Below are 20,915 nucleotides of genomic sequence, written 5' to 3'. Positions count from 1 at the left end.
TTTTCTCCAGTGAATAATTTTGCTACTGCATTTTAATGTGTTGCACTGTACCAGTACACGAGTACAAAAGAAATAAAAAAAGCCCCAATCATGGCGATCGGGGCTGTATATTTTACTTTACGCTTCTAAGCCGTCTGGCTTATGCGTCACCGCCGAAACGGCGACGGCCTGCGGAGTCATCGCGACGCGGCGCAGCATCATCACGGCGCGGGCCGCGGCTGCCTTCACGACGTTCGCCGCTGAAACGACGACCATCACCACGACCACCTTCACGACGCTCGCCACCGAAGCCACGGCCGCCTTCACGACGCTCACCACCGAAGCTACGACCACCTTCGCGACGTTCGCCGCCGAAGCTGCGACCGCTGCGCTCAGGACGCGGCTGAGCATCACCGATCAGCTGCATGTTCATCGGTTTGTTCAGGATGCGGGTACGAGTAAAGTGCTGCAGTACTTCGCCCGGCATGCCTTTCGGCAGTTCGATGGTGGAGTGGGTACCGAACAGCTTGATATTACCGATGTAACGGCTGCTGATGTCGCCTTCGTTAGCAATCGCGCCCACGATATGACGAACTTCAACGCCGTCATCACGGCCCACTTCAATGCGGTACAGTTCCATATCGCCAACGTCACGACGTTCGCGCTTCGGACGATCTTCACGGTCGCCACGGTCACGCGGACCACGATCGTTGCGATCGCCACGACGCTCGAAGCGGTCATCACGGTCACGGAATTCACGTTTCGGACGCATCGGCGCATCTGGCGGAACGATCAGAGAACGTTCGCCCTGTGCCATTTTCAGCAGCGCAGCGGCCAGCGTTTCCATATCCAGCTCTTCGCCTTCTGCGGTCGGCTGAATTTTAGCCAGCAGTCCACGGTACAGATCCAGATCGCTGCTTTCCAGCTGCTGCTGTACTTTGGCAGCGAATTTTTCCAGACGGCGTTTGCCCAGCAGTTCTGCGTTCGGCAGTTCTACTTCCGGAATGGTCAGCTTCATGGTGCGTTCGATGTTACGCAGCAGGCGACGCTCGCGGTTCTCAACGAACAGCAGCGCACGGCCCGCACGGCCCGCACGACCGGTACGGCCGATACGGTGAACGTAAGATTCGGAGTCCATCGGGATGTCATAGTTCACAACCAGGCTGATACGTTCTACGTCCAGACCACGTGCTGCCACGTCGGTTGCAATCAGGATATCCAGACGACCGTCTTTCAGACGCTCCAGCGTCTGCTCACGCAGGGCCTGGTTCATGTCGCCGTTCAGCGCAGCGCTGTTGTAGCCGTTGCGCTCCAGCGCTTCTGCCACTTCCAGGGTCGCGTTTTTGGTACGAACGAAGATAATCGCCGCATCAAAGTCTTCCGCTTCCAGGAAACGCACCAGCGCTTCGTTTTTGCGCATGCCGTACACGGACCAGTAGCTCTGGCTGATGTCCGGGCGAGTGGTGACGCTGGACTGAATACGCACTTCCTGCGGCTCTTTCATGAAGCGGCGGGTAATGCGACGAATCGCTTCCGGCATGGTGGCAGAGAACAGCGCGGTCTGATGACCTTCCGGAATCTGCGCCATGATGGTTTCAACGTCTTCGATAAAGCCCATGCGCAGCATTTCATCTGCTTCATCCAGCACCAGGCCGCTCAGCTTAGAGAGGTCCAGGGTGCCGCGCTTCAGGTGGTCCAGCAGACGACCCGGGGTACCGACAACGATTTGCGGCCCTTGACGCAGGGCGCGCAGCTGCACGTCATAACGCTGGCCGCCGTACAGGGCAACCACGTTTACGCCGCGCATATGTTTAGAGAAATCCGTCATTGCTTCAGCGACCTGAACCGCCAGTTCGCGGGTCGGTGCCAGCACCAGAATCTGCGGTGCTTTCAGCTCAGGATCAAGATTGTTCAGCAGCGGCAGAGAGAACGCCGCAGTTTTACCGCTACCAGTCTGGGCCATGCCCAGCACGTCACGACCAGAAAGCAGGTGTGGGATACACTCAGCCTGGATCGGAGATGGTTTTTCGTAACCCAGATCGTTAAGGGCTTCAAGGATAGGAGCCTTCAGGCCCAGATCTGCAAAAGTGGTTTCGAATTCAGCCATGTAGTACAAGTGCCTCGATATTAATGGCGGCCAGTCTACATAACTCATCATGAAATTGATCTGCAATTTTCATTGAAAAGTGTGAACCGGCTCAAAGTAGGTGTATTAACGAACAACAACGCCCTCACCCGCGAAGGTGATGACAATCAAAAAAGATTACGGGCTGATGTAGTCGTCAGCTATTGCTGGTCCGATTCTGCCAGGTCATCTTGGTCCTGGCCCAGGAGCGATAATTCCAACAATGCGTATCGGTGCTCAACGTAGTTATGTACGTTGTTCGCAACCGCCAGTTTGAACAGTGCCGTAGCGCTGTCCCTGTCCCCAAGACTTAGGTAATACTTACCTAAATAGAAGTTGGTTTCACTGAGATGCTCAGCGAGCGAGGTGTTATCCGTTGCGTCCGCCTTCAGGCGCTCCATTAACGTTTTTTCGTCAATGTTGCCTAAGTAGAACTCGACAATGTTCCATCCCCATTGTTCTTTATCCGATTTCTCGAAGCGTTGCTTCAACGCGTCTTTTGCCTGCTTCTCATCGAGCTTCTGCTCGGCAAGATAAAGCCACAGGCTGCGGAAAGGATCATTGGGATCGTCTTGATAAAACGCCAGCAGATCATCTTGCGCTAACTTCGCACGGCCACCGTAATAAAGCGCGATGCCGCGGTTCAAGTGCGCATAATTGTAAGTTGGATCAAGCTCAAGTACAGAATCAAACGCTTCATAGGCAGCATCAAAATTGCCTGCCTGCGTTAAATAAATGCCTAAGTAATTGAATACTTCAGGCATATCGGGTCGGATAGCCAGCGCTTGTGAAAAATCATTTCGCGCTAATGCCCTCAGACCGAGACTATCATACAACACTCCGCGCTCATATAAAAGCTGTGCGCGTTCGTCATCGGTTAAAGCCCGACTGGCAAGTATTTGTTCCATGCGTGCCAGGATTACTTCCTGCTGTAACGTCGGTTGCAATGGCACCGCGAGGACTTCACTTTTACGCCAGGCAGAGTTGCTACATCCTGCCAGCGTGAGTGCTGTCGCCACGAAACACCAGCGCAAAAAAGGCTTCATTTCCCACTCCCGAAGACAACAATTGGATGAACGTCCTGTCCCCCGCATGCAAACAAGGCATCCAGCCAGCGAAATGTGCCCTCCGCAAACGCGGAGGGCAAAAGGCAAACCTTACTCGCCTTGTTCCGCTGCCGGAGCTTCCGGTGCGGCGGCAGGCTGAGACTGCTCGGTTGCTTCTTTAATGCTCAGACGGATACGGCCCTGACGGTCAACTTCCAGAACCTTAACCGGTACTTCCTGGTTCATCTGCAGGTAGTCGGTCACTTTCTCAACGCGCTTGTCAGCGATCTGAGAGATGTGTACCAGACCTTCTTTACCGCCGCCGATGGCCACGAAGGCACCGAAGTCAACGATACGGGTCACTTTACCGTTGTAGATACGACCCACTTCGATTTCTGCGGTGATCTCTTCGATACGACGAATAGCGAATTTCGCTTTCTCGCCGTCGGTCGCTGCGATCTTCACGGTGCCGTCATCTTCGATTTCGATGGTGGTGCCGGTTTCTTCGGTCAGAGCACGGATAACAGAACCGCCTTTACCGATCACGTCTTTGATCTTGTCCGGATTGATCTTGATGGTGTGGATACGCGGAGCGAACTGAGAAATGTCGCCGCGCGGCGCGTTAATCGCCTGTTCCATCACGCCCAGGATGTGCAGACGCGCACCTTTAGCCTGGTTCAGAGCAACCTGCATGATCTCTTTGGTGATACCTTCAATTTTGATATCCATCTGCAGCGCAGAGATACCGTCGCGGGAACCCGCTACTTTGAAGTCCATATCGCCCAGGTGGTCTTCGTCGCCCAGGATGTCAGACAGCACAACATAGTTGTCGCCTTCTTTCACCAGACCCATCGCGATACCCGCAACGGCCGCTTTGATCGGCACGCCTGCGTCCATCAGCGCCAGGGAAGCGCCACATACGGAAGCCATGGAAGAAGAACCGTTAGATTCGGTGATTTCAGAAACCACACGCACGGTGTACGGGAATTTATCCAGTTCCGGCATCACTGCCAGCACGCCACGTTTCGCCAGGCGGCCGTGACCAATCTCACGACGCTTCGGAGAACCGACCATACCGGTTTCGCCTACGCAGTACGGAGGGAAGTTGTAGTGGAACAGGAAGTTGTCAGTACGCTCGCCCATCAGTTCGTCGAGGTTCTGCGCATCACGTGTGGTGCCCAGGGTCGCGGTAACCAGCGCCTGAGTTTCGCCACGGGTGAACAGCGCGGAGCCGTGGGTACGCGGCAGCACGCCGGTGCGCACGTCCAGACCACGGATCATGTCTTTTTCACGGCCATCGATACGCGGCTCGCCTGCCAGTACGCGGCTACGAACAACGTTTTTCTCGATAGCGTGCAGGATTTCGCCCAGTTCGTTAGCGTCCAGGGTTTCGTCTTCAGCCACCAGCGTCGCGATGGTTTCAGATTTGATCACGTCAACCTGAGCGTAACGCTCTTGCTTGTCGGTGATACGGTAAGCATCGCTCAGGCGAGATTCTGCCAGTGCGGCAACGCGCGCGTTCAGCGCTTCGTTGACGGCTTCTGGCTGCCAGTCCCAACGCGGTTTGCCGGCTTCTTTCGCCAGCTCGTTGATCGCCTGAATAACAACCTGCTGCTGTTCATGACCGAATACGACAGCGCCCAGCATCTGGTCTTCGCTCAGCAGTTCAGCTTCGGATTCAACCATCAGTACGGCAGCTTCGGTACCGGCAACAACCAGGTCCAGCTTGCTTTCTTTCAGCTCGTCCTGAGTCGGGTTCAGTACGTACTGGTCATTGATATAACCAACACGCGCAGCACCGATCGGGCCGTTGAACGGAATACCGGACAGCGTCAGCGCAGCGGATGCGCCAATCATTGCCACGATATCCGGGTTAACCTGCGGGTTAACGGAAACGACGGTTGCGATAACCTGAACTTCGTTAACGAAGCCTTCCGGGAACAGCGGACGAACCGGGCGGTCAATCAGACGCGCGATCAGGGTTTCGCCTTCGCTTGGACGGCCTTCACGACGGAAGAAGCTGCCCGGGATACGGCCAGCAGCGTAGGTACGCTCCTGATAGTTAACGGTCAGCGGGAAGAAGTCCTGGCCTGGTTTCGCTTTTTTCTGACCCACAACGGTAACGAATACCGCAGTGTCATCCATGCTAACCATCACAGCGGCAGTTGCCTGGCGCGCCATCATGCCGGTTTCCAGCGTAACGGTGTGTTGGCCGTACTGGAACTTACGAACGATCGGATTAAGCAAAATTCTATCCTTTCTTAATGAGTGGCGGCACACCCTTTGGCGTGCCGACCGATGAAACCGATCTTCTTTGCATCCTCGCGACTAATGACAACCCTAACCCGACGCCGGGTAAAGCCTCTCATTAGCCGCGCGAACCTCTGCAACGAAGAATATGTACAACAACAATACATTATACCCGTTATCTTTCAAAATACTGCTGTGTTGGTAATTTCAGCTCAATTTTGTCTCAACAAGATGCAAACAAGCAGGATTACCAGAACGCCAGGCAGCGTCTTGCGGGCATACTTTCTTATAAATGACGGTCGTCCGGTGGAAAAAAGGGGCCATAAAGGCCCCTCTTTCTGAAACTCGCTAGAATTAGCGACGCAGACCCAGACGCTCGATCAGCGCGGTGTAGCGTGCAACATCTTTACGTTTCAGGTAGTCGAGCAGTTTACGACGCTGAGAAACCATGCGCAGCAGACCACGACGGCTGTGGTGATCTTTTTTGTGCTCTGCAAAGTGACCCTGCAGGTGGTTGATCTGTGCAGTCAGCAGTGCAACCTGAACTTCGGTGGAACCGCTGTCGTTCGCGCCACGACCGAACTCAGAAACGATTTGTGCTTTAGCTTCAACGCTTAGAGACATTTTGAACTCCAAATTTAAAAGAAAGAAAGGGTGCCGATCTCTAATTCAGCAGCCCTGAGATAACGCTTGCCAATTGTTAAACAATTAAGCAGACGTTAAGCCGCGATATTCTACTCGCAGCGCCCGGTTATCGCAAGCCACAGAACCTGGCTTACTCGGAGTATTCGACCACCAGACGGCGTGGAGCCACGCGGCCTTCGTCATCGATTTCGCCCATACCGAGGAATTTGCCCTCATCACCTTCCGTCACGCGCACCAGACCTTCCAGCGGTGCGCCAGACGTCCGTACCGGGTTACCATTTTTAAAGTAAACCGCTGACGTTACAGGGATATTCACCACCGGATAGTCCGAAGCAGGACTGTCCATCGGCATCAATAACGGATCGAGTAATTCCGCCGCCGGAATGCCCTGCTGCTCGGCCTGTTCAACCAGCTCACGCAGATGCTCCAGCGTGACCATACGCTCGACCGGGTATTTGCTGACCGCCAGGCGACGCAGGAAAATCACATGCGCACCACAGCCCAGCTTCTCGCCCAGATCGTCAATGATGGTACGAATATAGGTGCCTTTGGAGCAGTGAATTTCCAGCTCCAGCTCGTTACCTTCGTGGCGAATAAACAGCAGTTCGTAGACGGTAATCGGGCGCGCTTCACGCGGCACGTCAATGCCCTGACGCGCATATTCGTACAGCTTTTTCCCCTGATACTTCAGCGCAGAGTACATGGACGGCACCTGCTGGGTGTCGCCACGGAAGCTCTCAAGCGCCTCTGCTAACTGCGCATCGCTGAAAGTCACCGGACGCTCTTCAACGATCTGCCCGTCTGCATCCGACGTATCGGTGCGCTGGCCTAAGCGAGCAATCACACGATAGCGTTTGTCGGAGTCCAGCAGATACTGAGAAAACTTGGTCGCTTCACCGAGGCAAATCGGCAGCATACCGGTCGCCAGCGGATCCAACGCGCCGGTATGCCCGGCACGATTGGCGTTATAGATACGCTTCACTTTCTGCAGTACATCATTGCTGGATGCGCCCTGCGGCTTATCCAGCAACAGCACGCCGTGGATATCACGGCCGCGACGACGAGGACGACTCATCAGTCCTCCTTGCTGTCGTCCGGGTTCACACGACGTTCTTCGTCATGCTTCACCACGTTGGTCACCAGGTTAGACATGCGCATCCCTTCAACCAGCGAATCGTCGTAGAAGAAAGTCAGTTCCGGCACGATACGCAGGCGCATGGCTTTACCCAGCAGCGAACGGATAAAACCAGAGGCTTCCTGCAACGCTTTGATACCGGCTTTTACCGCCGCTTCATCTTTGTCGTTCAGGAAGGTCACAAACACTTTGGCATAGGCCAGGTCGCGGGACATTTCGACACCGGAAACGGTGGTCATCATGCCGAGACGCGGATCTTTAATTTCGCGCTGCAGGATGATTGCGATCTCTTTTTGCATCTCCTGAGCCACGCGCTGCGGGCGACCAAATTCTTTCGCCATAATAAATTCTCCAGACAAAAAAGGGGCTTATCAGCCCCTTTTTGAAATTAATACGGTATTCAGGCTGTAGGCCTGATAAGCGCTAGCGCCATCAGGCATAACATTGCAGGATGGCGGCGTAAACGCCCTATCCGGCCTACACCCAACCAACCTTAAGCGATGGTACGTTGGATCTCGATGATTTCGAACACTTCGATCATGTCGCCAACGCGAACATCGTTGTAGTTCTTCACGCCGATACCACATTCCATGCCGTTACGGACTTCGTTAACGTCATCTTTAAAGCGACGCAGGGATTCCAGCTCGCCTTCGTAGATAACCACGTTGTCACGCAGAACGCGGATCGGGTTGTGACGCTTGATGGTACCTTCGGTAACCATACAGCCCGCGACCGCACCGAATTTCGGTGATTTGAACACGTCACGCACTTCAGCCAGACCGATGATCTGCTGTTTCAGTTCCGGAGACAGCATGCCGCTCATTGCCGCTTTCACTTCGTCGATCAGGTTATAGATGACGGAGTAGTAACGCAGATCCAGGCTTTCAGACTCGATCACTTTACGCGCAGAGGCGTCAGCACGAACGTTGAAGCCAACCAGAATCGCGTTGGATGCAGCAGCCAGGGTCGCGTCGGTTTCGGTGATACCACCTACGCCAGAACCGATGATCTTCACTTTCACTTCGTCGGTAGACAGTTTCAGCAAGGAGTCGGAAATCGCTTCCACAGAACCCTGTACGTCGGCCTTCAGTACGATGTTCACTTCGTGAACTTCGCCTTCGGTCATGTTGGCGAACATGTTCTCGAGTTTAGATTTCTGCTGACGAGCCAGTTTAACTTCACGGAATTTACCCTGACGGTACAGAGCAACTTCACGCGCTTTCTTCTCGTCACGGACAACGGTCACTTCGTCACCGGCAGCCGGAACACCGGACAGGCCGAGGATTTCCACCGGAATGGACGGACCCGCTTCCAGTACTTCCTGACCCAGCTCGTTACGCATCGCACGAACGCGGCCATATTCGAAGCCACACAGAACGATGTCGCCCTTGTGCAGAGTACCTTCACGAACCAGAACGGTTGCAACCGGGCCACGACCTTTATCCAGGAAGGATTCGATCACCGCGCCGCTTGCCATGCCATTGCGTACCGCTTTCAGTTCGAGAACTTCAGCTTGCAGCAGGATAGCGTCCAGCAGTTCGTCAATACCGGTACCCGCTTTGGCGGATACGTGAACGAACTGGCTCTCACCGCCCCACTCTTCCGGCAGGATGCCGTACTGGGACAGTTCGTTTTTAACGCGATCCGGATCCGCTTCTGGCTTATCGATTTTGTTCACTGCAACCACCACCGGCACACCCGCCGCTTTCGCGTGCTGGATTGCTTCGATAGTCTGCGGCATCACGCCATCGTCAGCTGCGACAACCAGAACAACGATATCCGTTGCCTGCGCACCACGAGCACGCATGGAGGTAAACGCGGCGTGACCCGGGGTGTCGAGGAAGGTGATCATACCGTTGTCGGTTTCAACGTGGTATGCACCAATGTGCTGGGTAATGCCGCCCGCTTCGCCAGAGGCCACTTTCGTGGAACGAATGTAGTCCAGCAGAGAGGTTTTACCGTGGTCAACGTGACCCATGATGGTCACAACCGGTGCGCGCGGTTCAGCCGCAGCGCCGGTGTCACGGTCGCTCATTACCGCTTCTTCCAGCTCGTTTTCACGACGCAGGATAACTTTGTGGCCCATCTCTTCGGCAACCAGCTGTGCGGTTTCCTGGTCGATGACCTGGTTGATGGTGGCCATGGCGCCCAGCTTCATCATCGCTTTGATGACCTGAGAACCTTTTACCGCCATCTTGTTAGCCAGTTCGCCAACGGTGATGGTTTCACCAATCACAACGTCACGGTTAACGGCCTGAGCCGGCTTCTGGAAGCCCTGCTGCAGTGTGGAACCTTTACGCTGCTTGCCGCCTTTACCCCCGCGAACAGCGGCGCGCGCTTCTTCACGGTCGGCTTTGGATTCGGCGTGTTTGTTGCCTTTTTTCGCCGGACGCGCAGCTTTCGCATTGCGACCACGGCCACGGCCGCCTTCTACTTCACGGTCGTTTTCGTCTTCTGCCTGGCGAGCATGCTGAGAAGTGGTGACGTGATAGTCGCTGGTGTCCTCAGTCGGCTCAGCGGCATCCACACCGTTCTTCTCGTTTTCTTCTGCCATGCGGCGCGCTTCTTCCGCAACGCGACGGGCTTCTTCTTCAAGCTTGCGACGCGCTTCTTCTTCCGCTTTGCGCTTCAGCTCGGCAGCTTCATTTTCACGGCGGGCTTTTTCAGCCTGGGCGGTTTTGGTCATATCGTCGGTCTGTTGATTGCTCACTTTGTCTTTTTCCGCAGCTTCACGTTTCGCTTTATCAGCGGCTTCACGCTTAGCTTGTTCTGCGGCCTCACGTTCGGCTTTTTGTTGCGCCTCGCGTTTGGCAGCTTCTTCTGCCTCACGACGGGCTTGCTCTTCCGCTTCACGCTGCGCCTGCTCTTCCGCGGCCAGGCGTTCAGCCTCTTGCGGATCGCGTTTCACAAAGGTGCGTGTCTTGCGGACTTCGATTTGTACCGATTTGCTTTTTCCACCGGTACCTGGAATGTTGAGAGTACTGCGCGTTTTGCGCTGCAAAGTCAACTTATCCGGCGCAGAACCGTTTTCACGGTTCAGGTGCGCCAGTAAGGTTTGTTTCTCTTGTGCGGACACAGAGTCGTCAGCAGACTTCGGGATGCCAGCGTCAGCAAATTGCTGTACCAGGCGATCTACCGAGGTCTCAATCTCTGCGGCCAGCTTTTTTACGGTTACATCTGTCATGCTGTTCCTTCCTGCTACAGTTTATTACGCTTCGTCGCCGAACCAGCAAATGTTACGCGCAGCCATAATCAGCTCACCCGCTTTCTCGTCGGTTAACCCTTCGATATCAGACAGGTCGTCAACGCCTTGTTCAGCGAGATCTTCCAGCGTACAAACACCACGAGCGGCCAGTTTGAAAGCCAGTGCGCGATCCAACCCTTCCAGGTTCAGCAGATCGTCAGCCGGTTTGTTGTCACCGAGGCTTTCTTCCTGGGCTAGTGCCAGAGTGGTCAGGGCGTTTTTCGCGCGTTCACGCAGCGCCTCAACGGTCGCTTCGTCCAGACCATCAATTTCCAGCAGTTCTTTCATTGGCACATAGGCCAGTTCTTCGAGCGTGGAGAAGCCTTCTTCTACCAGAACGGTGGCGAACTCTTCATCAATATCAAGATATTTGGTGAAGGTATCGATCGCCGCGTGCGCTTCTGCCTGGTGCTTCGCCTGCAGGTCATCAACGGTCATCACGTTGAGTTCCCAACCGCTCAGCTGAGAAGCCAGACGGACGTTCTGACCGTTACGGCCAATCGCCTGCGCCAGGTTCCCTGCTTCTACCGCGATATCCATGGTGTGCTTGTCTTCATCAACCACGATGGATGCCACGTCAGCCGGCGCCATTGCGTTGATCACGAACTGCGCCGGGTTGTCGTCCCACAGCACGATATCGATACGCTCGCCGCCCAGTTCGGTCGAAACCGCCTGCACGCGCGCGCCGCGCATACCGACGCAAGCACCGACCGGGTCGATACGCTTGTCGTTGGTTTTGACCGCAATTTTGGCACGAGAGCCAGGATCGCGAGCAGCGGCTTTAATTTCGATAACTTCTTCACCGATTTCCGGCACTTCGATGCGGAACAGTTCGATCAGCATTTCCGGCTTGGAACGGGTGACGAACAGCTGCGCACCGCGCGCTTCAGGACGAACGGCGTACAGTACGCCGCGAATGCGGTCACCCGGGCGGAAGTTTTCACGCGGCAGCATGTCTTCACGCAGGATCACCGCTTCAGCGTTACCGGCCAGCCCTTCGGATTTCACTTCCAGAGAGATGTTGTCGCGGTTCACTTTCTTCACCACGCCAGTGACGATTTCGCCTTCCTGGTCGCGGAACTGATCGACAACCATCGCGCGTTCAGCTTCACGCACTTTCTGCACGATAACCTGTTTCGCCGTCTGCGTGGTGATGCGGTCGAAGGTCACAGATTCGATCTGGTCTTCAACGTAGTCGCCCACGTTCAGGCTTTCATCTTCGAAACGTGCCGCTTCGAGGGTAATTTCTTTGGTTGGCTGGGTGACTTCTTCAACAATGACCCAGCGACGGAAAGTATCGAAGTCGCCGCTGCGGCGATCGATTTCAACGCGAACGTCGATTTCCTGTTCGTATTTTTTCTTTGTCGCCGTTGCCAGCGCACTTTCCAGCGCTTCGAAAATCTTCTCACGCGGCAGCGCTTTCTCGTTGGAGACGGCTTCAACAACAGCCAAAATTTCTTTGTTCATCGGGGCCTTTCACCTCAATCCAGACTGTTAAAAGTGGGGAACCAGGTTCGCCTTCTGGATGTTACTCAGCGCGAACACTTCATCTTTGCCTTCGACTGTCACAGTGATCATCTCACCGTCAACCGCTTTGATAATGCCCTGCCACTTACGACGGTTCTGTACCGCCATGCGCAGGACCAGCGTCACCTCTTCACCCAGGAAACGCACATAGTGTTCAGCGGTGAACATTGGACGGTCGAGGCCCGGAGAGGAAACTTCCAGGTTGTAAGCCACGGTAATCGGATCTTCAACGTCCATTACCGCACTTACCTGGTGGCTCACATCAGCACAATCATCAACATTGATGCCATCTTCACTATCAATATAGATGCGCAGTGTGGATGTGCGACCGCGAATAAATTCGATGCCGACCAGTTCGTAGCCCAGGGCTTCAACCGGTGCTGTAATCATCTCTGTTAATTTTTGCTCTAATGTGGACAAACCCACCCCCAAGACATAAAAAAAGGGCCTAAAGCCCAGTTATTCTGTAGTCAGATAACAAAAAACCCCGATAAATCGGGGCTTTAGATAACTGAACCCTATAGCCGCAACTGCGGCCTGGAGAACCTTCCGAAAGAATTTTTTTTCAAATCCAGCTACGAAGGCCTAAGTCTTCACAGTATATTTGAAAATGAACTCTAAGGGAAAGTGGTTGCGGGGGCCGGATTTGAACCGACGACCTTCGGGTTATGAGCCCGACGAGCTACCAGGCTGCTCCACCCCGCGCCTGAAACGTGGCAAATTTTACGCGTTTTGAGTAAAAAATGCAAATAATGCTGGGATTTGGTACCGAGGACGGGACGTAAAATCGGCCTACAGTATAGTGAGCCGGGTCACAGCTTGTCAACCTCACATTCTATGCACAAGAAATGCGTGGACAATCGCGGTATGGTACCCCTTATAAACTTCGCTGACGGCGCGGATTTTTTGAATAAAAATGCATGAATCCCTTCCGGTCTCCGTTAAAACGTGATTAAATGAAAACTCATTTATTTTGCATAAAAATTCACTGACAGCGAAAAGCGATTTCTCCTTCAGTCAATCAAGCAGGGTTTTACTTTATGACGACGATTCTCAAGCATCTTCCGGCAGGTCAACGTATTGGTATCGCCTTCTCTGGCGGTCTCGACACCAGCGCAGCACTGCTGTGGATGCGACAAAAAGGCGCTGTCCCTTATGCATATACTGCAAACCTGGGCCAGCCGGACGAAGATGATTATGATGCGATTCCTCGTCGTGCTATGGAATATGGCGCAGAGAACGCCCGCCTGATCGACTGCCGTAAGCAGCTGGTTGCCGAAGGCATTGCGGCCATTCAGTGTGGTGCTTTCCACAACACTACCGGCGGCCTGACCTATTTTAACACTACTCCGCTGGGCCGTGCCGTTACCGGCACCATGCTGGTTGCCGCCATGAAAGAAGATGGCGTGAACATTTGGGGCGACGGCAGCACCTACAAAGGCAACGATATTGAACGTTTCTATCGTTATGGCCTGCTGACCAACGCCGAGCTGCAGATTTACAAACCGTGGCTCGATACCGACTTTATCGACGAGCTGGGCGGCCGTCATGAGATGTCTGAATTTATGATCGCCTGCGGCTTCGACTACAAAATGTCCGTCGAAAAAGCCTACTCAACCGACTCCAACATGTTGGGTGCGACGCATGAAGCGAAAGACCTCGAGTTCCTGAACTCCAGCGTCAAGATCGTCAACCCGATTATGGGCGTGAAGTTCTGGGACGAGAGCGTGAAGATCCCGGCAGAAGAAGTAACCGTCCGCTTCGAGCAGGGTCATCCGGTCGCGCTGAACGGTAAAACCTTCAGCGATGACGTTGAGATGATGCTGGAAGCGAACCGCATCGGCGGCCGTCACGGCCTGGGCATGAGCGACCAGATCGAAAACCGTATCATTGAAGCGAAAAGCCGCGGCATCTATGAAGCCCCGGGGATGGCGCTGCTGCACATCGCCTACGAACGCCTGCTGACCGGTATTCATAACGAAGACACCATTGAACAGTATCACTCACATGGTCGTCAGCTGGGTAAACTGCTGTATCAGGGCCGCTGGTTCGACTCGCAGGCGCTGATGCTGCGTGACGGCCTGCAACGTTGGGTCGCCAGCCAGATTACCGGTGAAGTGACGCTGGAACTGCGTCGCGGCAACGACTACTCCATCCTGAATACCGTGTCTGACAACCTGACCTATAAGGCTGAGCGTCTGACCATGGAGAAAGGCGAGTCCGTGTTCTCACCGGACGATCGTATTGGCCAGCTGACCATGCGTAATCTGGACATTACCGATACCCGTGAGAAGCTGTTCGGCTACGCGAAAGCGGGTCTGCTGACCGCCTCTTCCGCGACCGGCCTGCCGCAGGTTGAGAATCTGGAAAACAAAGGCAAATAAGCCTGCCTGGTTGATGCAAAAGGCCGCGTAAGCGGCCTTTTTTATTGCCTTGTGTTAGCGGTCACTAACGGCGCCGCCATTCGCCCGGCGTCAGGCCGTAGTGCTTTTTAAAACTTTTCGAGAATGAGGCCAGCGACTGGAAACCGCAGCGCTCAGCAATCACCTCCAGGCGAGCCTGCCGGTCCTGATGCAGTAATCGAGCCGCCAGCGCCATACGTAGCTGCGTTAACCAGGCCTGCGGCGTCAAATGATAGGCGCGGGCAAAATGACGGGCGAAGGTTGCGCGGGATAAAAACGCTCTGGCCGCCATGCTCTCCAGCGTCCACGGCTGTTCCGGCGTTGCCAGCACGGCGAGCACCGCGGGCATCAGCCGCTCATCGCTCATCAGACGCAGTAAACCGCCAGGCGGTTCTTCCGCCCCCAGCAGCGTGCGCAGCATCAGCACCAACAGCGTATCCCCGAGGCTACGGACGATAGCGCTGCCGCCGGGATGTTCTGCCAGGCTTTCACGAACCAGCACGTTCAGCAGCGTTTCCAGTTCCGGGCAATCCTCGCGTTCATCGGTATGTAGATGAACCAGTTCGGTTTCCTCCGCAAACAGCCAGCTCACGTGGGGGCCGAAATAGAATTCACCGCACAGCATTTCTAGCGCATCGCCATCAGAGCCGGTACGCATCTCGGTCAGCGTGCCGTTAAAGCGATGAGCGACCGGCAATACCTGCCCCCACTCCACCAGGCTTTCCATCAGATGCGGCGAGCCGTGCGGCAGCATAATCACATCGCCCGCCCGCATTTGCCGCGTCTCTTTGCCGACGGTTAACCGCCCTTCGCCGCTAAGCACGAAGTGCCAGGGAACCACGCCAGCCCGCATCTGATTGTGTCCCGCCTGCCAGCGGCCGCCAAAGCGACAGTGCAAGTTCACTTCACAGCGCGGCGCCAGCAACGTTAAGAGATGGCTAAGACTGTCCATACGACTCCTGAGACGATAAGACAAAAAGATGAGACGAAGAGGGCCAGTCTACCACGCCGCCGTATCCTAAGATGTCCCCATGCCACAACAAACCCTCGAACAACAGGAGTAGACCATGAGCCGTTTAGCAGAGATTCGTGAACAAGATGCCACCGGTAAAGCCGCTGAGATTTTTGGCGGGATCAAAAAAGCCATGGGCAAAGTGCCAAATGCCTACCTGACCATCGGCGGACACTCCCCGGCGGCGTTACAGCAGGCGCTGGCACATAATGTCATGCTGCATAAAGGCAGCCTGAGCGCCCAGGAACTGGAGGCGATTAACCTCTCGGTCAGTGAAGCCACCGGCTGTGATTACTGCCTGGCAGCCCACACGATGATGGCGAAAAAAGCAGGCTTCAGCGGCGAGCAGATCCACGCGCTGCGCCGTGGAGATTATAAGGAAGACGCGCAACTTGATGCGCTGGTGAAATTCGCACAAACGCTGGTGAGCACCACCGGCACGCTGCCGGAAGCGGACGTCACCGCGCTGAAGCAGGCCGGTTTTAACGACCAGCAGGTGATTGAGATTATCAGCGCCGTCAGCGCGATTCTGTTCACCAACATGGTGAACCGGGTGAATGATACGGTCGTTGATTTCCCGAAAGCGGACTAGGCCCGCTTTCTACAGACGAAAAAAAAGACGCTTTTCAGCGTCTTTTTTTCGGAATATTGGTACCGAGGATGGGACTCGAACCCACAAGCCCGTTAGGGCACTACCACCTCAAGGTAGCGTGTCTACCAATTCCACCACCTCGGTACAGAATACTTAGTGCGGGATATCGCTGGTCGGCTGAGCCGGTGCAGCTGGCTGAGTGGTTTGCTCAGTCTTCGGTGCAGTCAGGTTATCCCATTCGCTTCCTTTATTGGTCTTGTTGCTGTTGATGTTACCCAGAACCAGACTGATGATGAAGAACAGCGTCGCGAACACGGCAGTCATACGGGTCATGAAGTTACCAGAACCGTTAGAACCAAACAGTGTAGCGGAAGCGCCTGCTCCAAAGGAGGCTCCCATATCAGCGCCTTTACCTTGCTGCAGCATAACGAGGACCACAAGGCCAATCGCTACAATAAGGAAAACAACTAAAAGAGCTTCGTACATAATCAACCTGTTCCTTGCGGGGACACCGCGTACCAAGTGCTTCGACCAATTAAGCGGGACATTTAAGTTTCCCACTGAAGCGGGTGTGAATACTAACCAAAGCGAATGACCTTCGCAAGGGCAATTTCAACACATTGTATCAACTGCGGAAAAAAACAGCAAAACAACGAGTAGTCGACAACAAAAAGGCGGCAAGCGCCGCCTTTTTAGTCACTTAGGTCACGGCTTAAGCCGCTTTAACCGCATCGGCAATGCGATGGGCAAGCTCGGTAACCTGGGCTTCATCTTCGCCTTCGACCATGACACGAATCAGCGGTTCAGTACCTGATTTACGCAGCAGCACACGACCACGATTTCCCAGTTCGGCTTCCACTTCCGCCGCAATCGCTTTCACCGCTTCATTTTCCAGCGGGTTGGATTTACCGTCGGTATAGCGAACGTTGACCAGCACCTGCGGGAACATCTTCATGCCGCTGCACAGGTCGTGCAGGCTCATGTGGTTACGCACCATCGCAGCCACCACCTGCAGGCCGGCCACAATGCCGTCGCCAGTGGTGGTTTTGTCCAGCAGAATCACATGACCGGAGTTTTCCGCGCCGATGCGCCAGCCTTTTTCCTGCATTTTTTCCAGCACGTAACGGTCGCCCACTTTCGCCCGAGTAAATGGAATACCCAACTGTTTGAGCGCCACTTCCAGGCCCATATTGCTCATCAGCGTGCCGACCGCACCGCCGCGCAGTTGCCCCTGACGCAGCGCTTCGCGAGCAATAATGTACATGATCTGGTCGCCGTCAACCTTATTGCCTTCATGGTCAACCATAATGACGCGGTCACCGTCGCCGTCCAGCGCGATACCAACGTCTGCTTTCTCAGCCAGCACGCGCGCCTGCAAAGCGCGCACATCGGTCGCGCCCACTTCTTCGTTAATGTTCACGCCGTTCGGCTCGCAGCCGATAGCGATCACGGTCGCGCCCAGTTCACGCAGCACGTTCGGAGCGATGTGGTAGGTGGCGCCGTTCGCGCAGTCCACCACCACTTTCAAACCATTCAGGCTCAGTTCATTCGGGAAAGTGCCCTTGCAGAATTCAATGTAGCGGCCCGCAGCGTCGACGATACGGCTGGCTTTACCCAGCTCCGCGGAGTCCACGCAGGTGATCTCTTTTTCCATTTCGGCTTCAATGGCTTCTTCTACGTCATCCGGCAGCTTGGTGCCGTCGATAGAGAAGAACTTGATACCGTTATCGTAGAACGGATTATGCGATGCTGAAATAACGATACCCGCTTCCGCGCGGAAGGTGCGCGTCAGGTAGGCCACCGCGGGGGTCGGCATTGGACCTGTAAAGGAGGCAGACAGACCTGCCGCCGCCAGACCGGCTTCCAGCGCCGACTCCAGCATATAGCCAGAGATACGGGTATCTTTACCAATGATGATTTTGCGCGAACCGTGGCTTGCCAGCACCTTGCCTGCCGCCCATCCCAGCTTCAGGACGAAATCAGGGGTGATCGGCGCATCGCCCACGCGACCACGAATCCCATCGGTACCAAAATATTTGCGATTACTCATAACGTTTATTTCCCTTCGCAGACAGGGTGGCCTCAACCACACGCATCGCTTCAACAGTTTCTTTGACGTCGTGGACGCGAACAATATGCGCGCCCTGCATGGCAGCAATCACTGCGCACGCCAGACTGCCGCTAAGGCGCTCCGACGGCCCCACGTTTAGCAGTTGACCAATCATCGATTTGCGCGACATACCGACGAACAGCGGCAGGCCGAAATGATGGAATTCTGACAAACGCGCCAGTAATGCATAGTTATGGGAGAGATTTTTACCGAAACCGAACCCCGGGTCGAGCAACAATTTATCTTTTGAGATCCCCGCCTGCTCGCAGCGAGCAATTTGTTCAGCGAAATAGCGGTTCACCTCAGCAAAGACATCGTCATATTTCGGCGCGTCCTGCATCGTTTTCGGGTTGCCCTGCATGTGCATCAGCGACACCGGGAGCCCGGTTTCGGCCGCCGCCTCCAGCGCCCCCGGTTCACTGAGTGAACGAATGTCGTTGATAATATGCGCCCCGGCGCGGGCTGACTCACGGATCACTTCCGGCTTTGAGGTATCGACAGAGATCCATACCTCAAAGCGCTGAGCGATGGCTTCTACCACCGGAATCACGCGTTCAAGCTCTTCTTCAACGCTGACGTCCAGCGCGCCTGGACGGGTAGACTCACCGCCCACATCAACGATAGTGGCCCCTGCGTTAATCATCAGATTCGCATGTTTCACCGCCTCAACCAGCGTGTTGTGCGTGCCGCCGTCGGAAAAAGAGTCCGGCGTGACGTTGAGGATCCCCATGACGTGAGGATGGGAGAGATCCAGGATAGAGCCCTGGGCGGTGAGTTTCATAGCGAATCCTTTTGTTATCTATTTCTTCAATATAAAAAACCCCGGGGCAAGCCCCAGGGTTTCAGATGATGCACAGTCTTCCACGAGGGAGAACTTATTTATCGCCCAGCTGCTCTGACATGGTGCCAGAGTCCGGCGCGCGCGGTTCATCAACCGGACGCGGTGCACTCGGCTTGCCGGTGCTGCCAGAGTTGTTACTGTTGGACGAACCCGGTTCTTCCCAACCCGCTGGCGGACGCACGTCGCGACGGGCCATCAGGTCGTCAATCTGCGGCGCATCGATGGTCTCATATTTCATGAGCGCATCTTTCATCGCGTGCAGAATGTCCATGTTGTCGTTCAGCAACTGACGCGCACGACCGTAGTTACGTTCGATCAGCGCCTTCACTTCCTGGTCGATGATACGCGCGGTTTCATCGGACATGTGTTTCGCTTTGGCTACAGAGCGGCCCAGGAATACTTCACCCTCTTCTTCCGCATACAGCAGCGGACCGAGTTTGTCGGAGAAGCCCCACTGAGTCACCATGTTACGCGCCAGGTTCGTCGCGACTTTAATATCGTTCGACGCACCGGTGGAAACATGTTCAACGCCGTAGATGATCTCTTCCGCCAGACGACCGCCGTACAGGGTCGAGATCTGGCTTTCCAGTTTCTGACGGCTGGCGCTGATTGCGTCGCCTTCAGGCAGGAAGAAGGTCACACCCAGCGCACGACCACGCGGGATAATCGTCACTTTATGCACCGGATCGTGTTCCGGTACCAGGCGACCGATAATCGCGTGGCCCGCTTCGTGGTATGCGGTGGATTCTTTCTGCGCTTCCGTCATCACCATGGAGCGACGTTCCGCACCCATCATGATTTTGTCTTTCGCTTTTTCGAACTCAACCATCGACACAACGCGCTTGTTGCCACGAGCAGCAAACAGCGCCGCTTCGTTCACCAGGTTCGCCAGGTCTGCACCGGAGAAGCCAGGCGTACCACGAGCAATGATTGCCGCGTCGATATCCGGCGCCAGCGGTACGCGACGCATGTGCACTTTCAGGATCTGTTCACGACCGCGAACGTCCGGCAGACCGACCACAACCTGACGGTCGAAACGGCCAGGACGCAGCAGCGCAGGGTCAAGTACGTCCGGACGGTTGGTTGCCGCGATAACGATGATACCTTCGTTACCTTCGAAGCCGTCCATCTCAACCAGCATCTGGTTCAGGGTCTGCTCACGTTCATCGTGACCACCGCCAAGGCCTGCGCCACGCTGGCGGCCTACGGCGTCGATTTCATCGATGAAGATGATGCACGGTGCCGCTTTCTTGGCCTGTTCGAACATGTCACGCACACGAGATGCGCCGACACCGACGAACATTTCCACGAAGTCAGAACCGGAAATCGTAAAGAACGGCACCTTCGCTTCGCCAGCGATCGCTTTCGCCAGCAGCGTTTTACCGGTACCCGGAGGGCCGACCATCAGGACGCCTTTCGGGATTTTACCGCCCAGCTTCTGGAAGCGGCTCGGCTCACGCAGGTACTCAACCAGCTCACCCACCTCTTCTTTCGCTTCGTCGCAGCCTGCGACGTCGGCAAAGGTGGTTTTAATCTGGTCTTCCGTCAGCATGCGCGCTTTGCTTTTGCCGAACGACATGGCACCTTTGCCACCGCCGCCCTGCATCTGGCGCATGAAGAAGATCCAGACGCCGATAAGCAGCAGCATCGGGAACCAGGAAATGAAGATCGAAGCCAGCAGGCTCGGCTCTTCTGGCGGCTCGCCAACCACTTTGACGTTTTTCGTCAGCAGGTTGTCAAGCAGCTTCGGATCGTTAACCGGGATGTAAGTCGTGTAACGGTTACTATCTTTCTTGGTAACGTTGATCTCACGTCCGTTGATACGCGCTTCGCGAACCTGGTCGTTATTGACCTCTTGCAGGAAGGTAGAATAATCCACCTTATGGCTGTTCGATTCGCTGGGCCCAAAGCTCTGGAATACTGACATCAGCACGACGGCAATGACCAGCCAGAGTATTAGGTTTTTCGCCATGTCACTCAAGGGATTAACCTCTTATTACAACTGTG

At 55.1% G+C, this 20,915-nt stretch carries 17 protein-coding genes and 2 tRNA genes; 2 read left to right on the top strand and 17 right to left on the bottom strand.

What is annotated here, in order from left to right; genetic code table 11:
• Nucleotides 1-139: 139 nt before the first annotated feature.
• The 11 genes from ABTW00_RS02860 to ABTW00_RS02810 form a co-directional block, all read right to left on the bottom strand.
• The gene (locus ABTW00_RS02860; protein ID WP_064541988.1) at nt 140-2,086 is read right to left on the bottom strand and encodes a DEAD/DEAH family ATP-dependent RNA helicase; all 1,947 of its coding nucleotides are present in this window, start codon (nt 2,084-2,086) and stop codon (nt 140-142) included.
• Nucleotides 2,079-2,159: a protein YrbN gene (gene yrbN, locus ABTW00_RS02855; RefSeq protein ID WP_100249910.1), complete on the bottom strand. Its 81-nt coding sequence runs from the start codon at nt 2,157-2,159 to the stop codon at nt 2,079-2,081. Before yrbN ends, ABTW00_RS02860 begins: the two co-directional genes overlap by 8 nt.
• A gap of 106 nt (nt 2,160-2,265) precedes the next feature.
• Nucleotides 2,266-3,150, bottom strand: a complete 885-nt coding sequence (gene nlpI, locus ABTW00_RS02850) for a lipoprotein NlpI (protein ID WP_064541985.1) — start codon at nt 3,148-3,150, stop codon at nt 2,266-2,268.
• A gap of 111 nt (nt 3,151-3,261) precedes the next feature.
• Entirely contained in the window at nt 3,262-5,397 is a 2,136-nt protein-coding gene (pnp, locus tag ABTW00_RS02845; RefSeq protein WP_064541982.1) for a polyribonucleotide nucleotidyltransferase, read from the bottom strand.
• Between the two features lie 357 nt (nt 5,398-5,754).
• Nucleotides 5,755-6,024, bottom strand: a complete 270-nt coding sequence (rpsO, locus tag ABTW00_RS02840; protein ID WP_035891092.1) for a 30S ribosomal protein S15 — start codon at nt 6,022-6,024, stop codon at nt 5,755-5,757.
• 151 nt (nt 6,025-6,175) lie between these two features.
• Nucleotides 6,176-7,120, bottom strand: a complete 945-nt coding sequence (gene truB / locus ABTW00_RS02835) for a tRNA pseudouridine(55) synthase TruB (protein ID WP_064541979.1) — start codon at nt 7,118-7,120, stop codon at nt 6,176-6,178.
• The gene (rbfA, locus tag ABTW00_RS02830; protein WP_064541976.1) at nt 7,120-7,521 is read right to left on the bottom strand and encodes a 30S ribosome-binding factor RbfA; all 402 of its coding nucleotides are present in this window, start codon (nt 7,519-7,521) and stop codon (nt 7,120-7,122) included. The genes truB and rbfA overlap by 1 nt, the downstream gene beginning before the upstream one ends.
• A 152-nt stretch (nt 7,522-7,673) precedes the next feature.
• Nucleotides 7,674-10,364, bottom strand: a complete 2,691-nt coding sequence (infB, locus tag ABTW00_RS02825; RefSeq protein ID WP_065356146.1) for a translation initiation factor IF-2 — start codon at nt 10,362-10,364, stop codon at nt 7,674-7,676.
• Between the two features lie 24 nt (nt 10,365-10,388).
• Nucleotides 10,389-11,891 carry a transcription termination factor NusA gene (gene nusA / locus ABTW00_RS02820; RefSeq protein ID WP_065356147.1) on the bottom strand — a complete coding sequence of 501 codons (1,503 nt, stop codon included), beginning with the start codon at nt 11,889-11,891 and terminating at the stop codon, nt 10,389-10,391.
• A 27-nt stretch (nt 11,892-11,918) separates the two neighbouring features.
• Nucleotides 11,919-12,371 carry a ribosome maturation factor RimP gene (gene rimP, locus ABTW00_RS02815; protein WP_064541967.1) on the bottom strand — a complete coding sequence of 151 codons (453 nt, stop codon included), beginning with the start codon at nt 12,369-12,371 and terminating at the stop codon, nt 11,919-11,921.
• A gap of 208 nt (nt 12,372-12,579) precedes the next feature.
• Nucleotides 12,580-12,656, bottom strand: a tRNA-Met gene (locus tag ABTW00_RS02810).
• 335 nt (nt 12,657-12,991) lie between these two features.
• Between ABTW00_RS02810 and argG the strand changes: the two genes are divergently transcribed.
• Nucleotides 12,992-14,335: an argininosuccinate synthase gene (gene argG / locus ABTW00_RS02805; RefSeq protein WP_000207646.1), complete on the top strand. Its 1,344-nt coding sequence runs from the start codon at nt 12,992-12,994 to the stop codon at nt 14,333-14,335.
• A 64-nt stretch (nt 14,336-14,399) separates the two neighbouring features.
• Here argG and ABTW00_RS02800 read toward each other — a convergent pair whose 3' ends face one another.
• Nucleotides 14,400-15,305, bottom strand: a complete 906-nt coding sequence (locus ABTW00_RS02800) for a cupin domain-containing protein (RefSeq protein ID WP_064541962.1) — start codon at nt 15,303-15,305, stop codon at nt 14,400-14,402.
• 115 nt (nt 15,306-15,420) lie between these two features.
• Between ABTW00_RS02800 and ABTW00_RS02795 the strand changes: the two genes are divergently transcribed.
• Nucleotides 15,421-15,957, top strand: coding sequence for a carboxymuconolactone decarboxylase family protein (locus tag ABTW00_RS02795; protein WP_433638703.1), 537 nt, complete (start codon nt 15,421-15,423; stop codon nt 15,955-15,957).
• Between the two features lie 57 nt (nt 15,958-16,014).
• Here the strand turns inward: ABTW00_RS02795 and ABTW00_RS02790 are convergent.
• From ABTW00_RS02790 to ftsH, 5 genes are all read right to left on the bottom strand, one after another.
• Nucleotides 16,015-16,101 (bottom strand) — tRNA-Leu (locus tag ABTW00_RS02790).
• 9 nt (nt 16,102-16,110) lie between these two features.
• Entirely contained in the window at nt 16,111-16,443 is a 333-nt protein-coding gene (gene secG, locus ABTW00_RS02785; RefSeq protein ID WP_064541957.1) for a preprotein translocase subunit SecG, read from the bottom strand.
• Between the two features lie 226 nt (nt 16,444-16,669).
• Nucleotides 16,670-18,007 (bottom strand): phosphoglucosamine mutase, encoded by a 1,338-nt coding sequence (gene glmM, locus ABTW00_RS02780; RefSeq protein WP_271447051.1) that lies wholly within the window; start codon nt 18,005-18,007, stop codon nt 16,670-16,672.
• Nucleotides 18,000-18,848 (bottom strand): dihydropteroate synthase, encoded by an 849-nt coding sequence (gene folP / locus ABTW00_RS02775; RefSeq protein WP_065356151.1) that lies wholly within the window; start codon nt 18,846-18,848, stop codon nt 18,000-18,002. Before folP ends, glmM begins: the two co-directional genes overlap by 8 nt.
• 94 nt (nt 18,849-18,942) lie before the next feature.
• Nucleotides 18,943-20,880, bottom strand: a complete 1,938-nt coding sequence (gene ftsH / locus ABTW00_RS02770; RefSeq protein ID WP_065356152.1) for an ATP-dependent zinc metalloprotease FtsH — start codon at nt 20,878-20,880, stop codon at nt 18,943-18,945.
• Nucleotides 20,881-20,915: the final 35 nt, after the last annotated feature.

This window comes from Kluyvera georgiana (genome assembly GCF_050990895.1).
Taxonomy (GTDB): Bacteria; Pseudomonadota; Gammaproteobacteria; order Enterobacterales; family Enterobacteriaceae; genus Kluyvera; species Kluyvera georgiana.
This window is presented reverse-complemented; position numbering and strand designations above follow the sequence as displayed.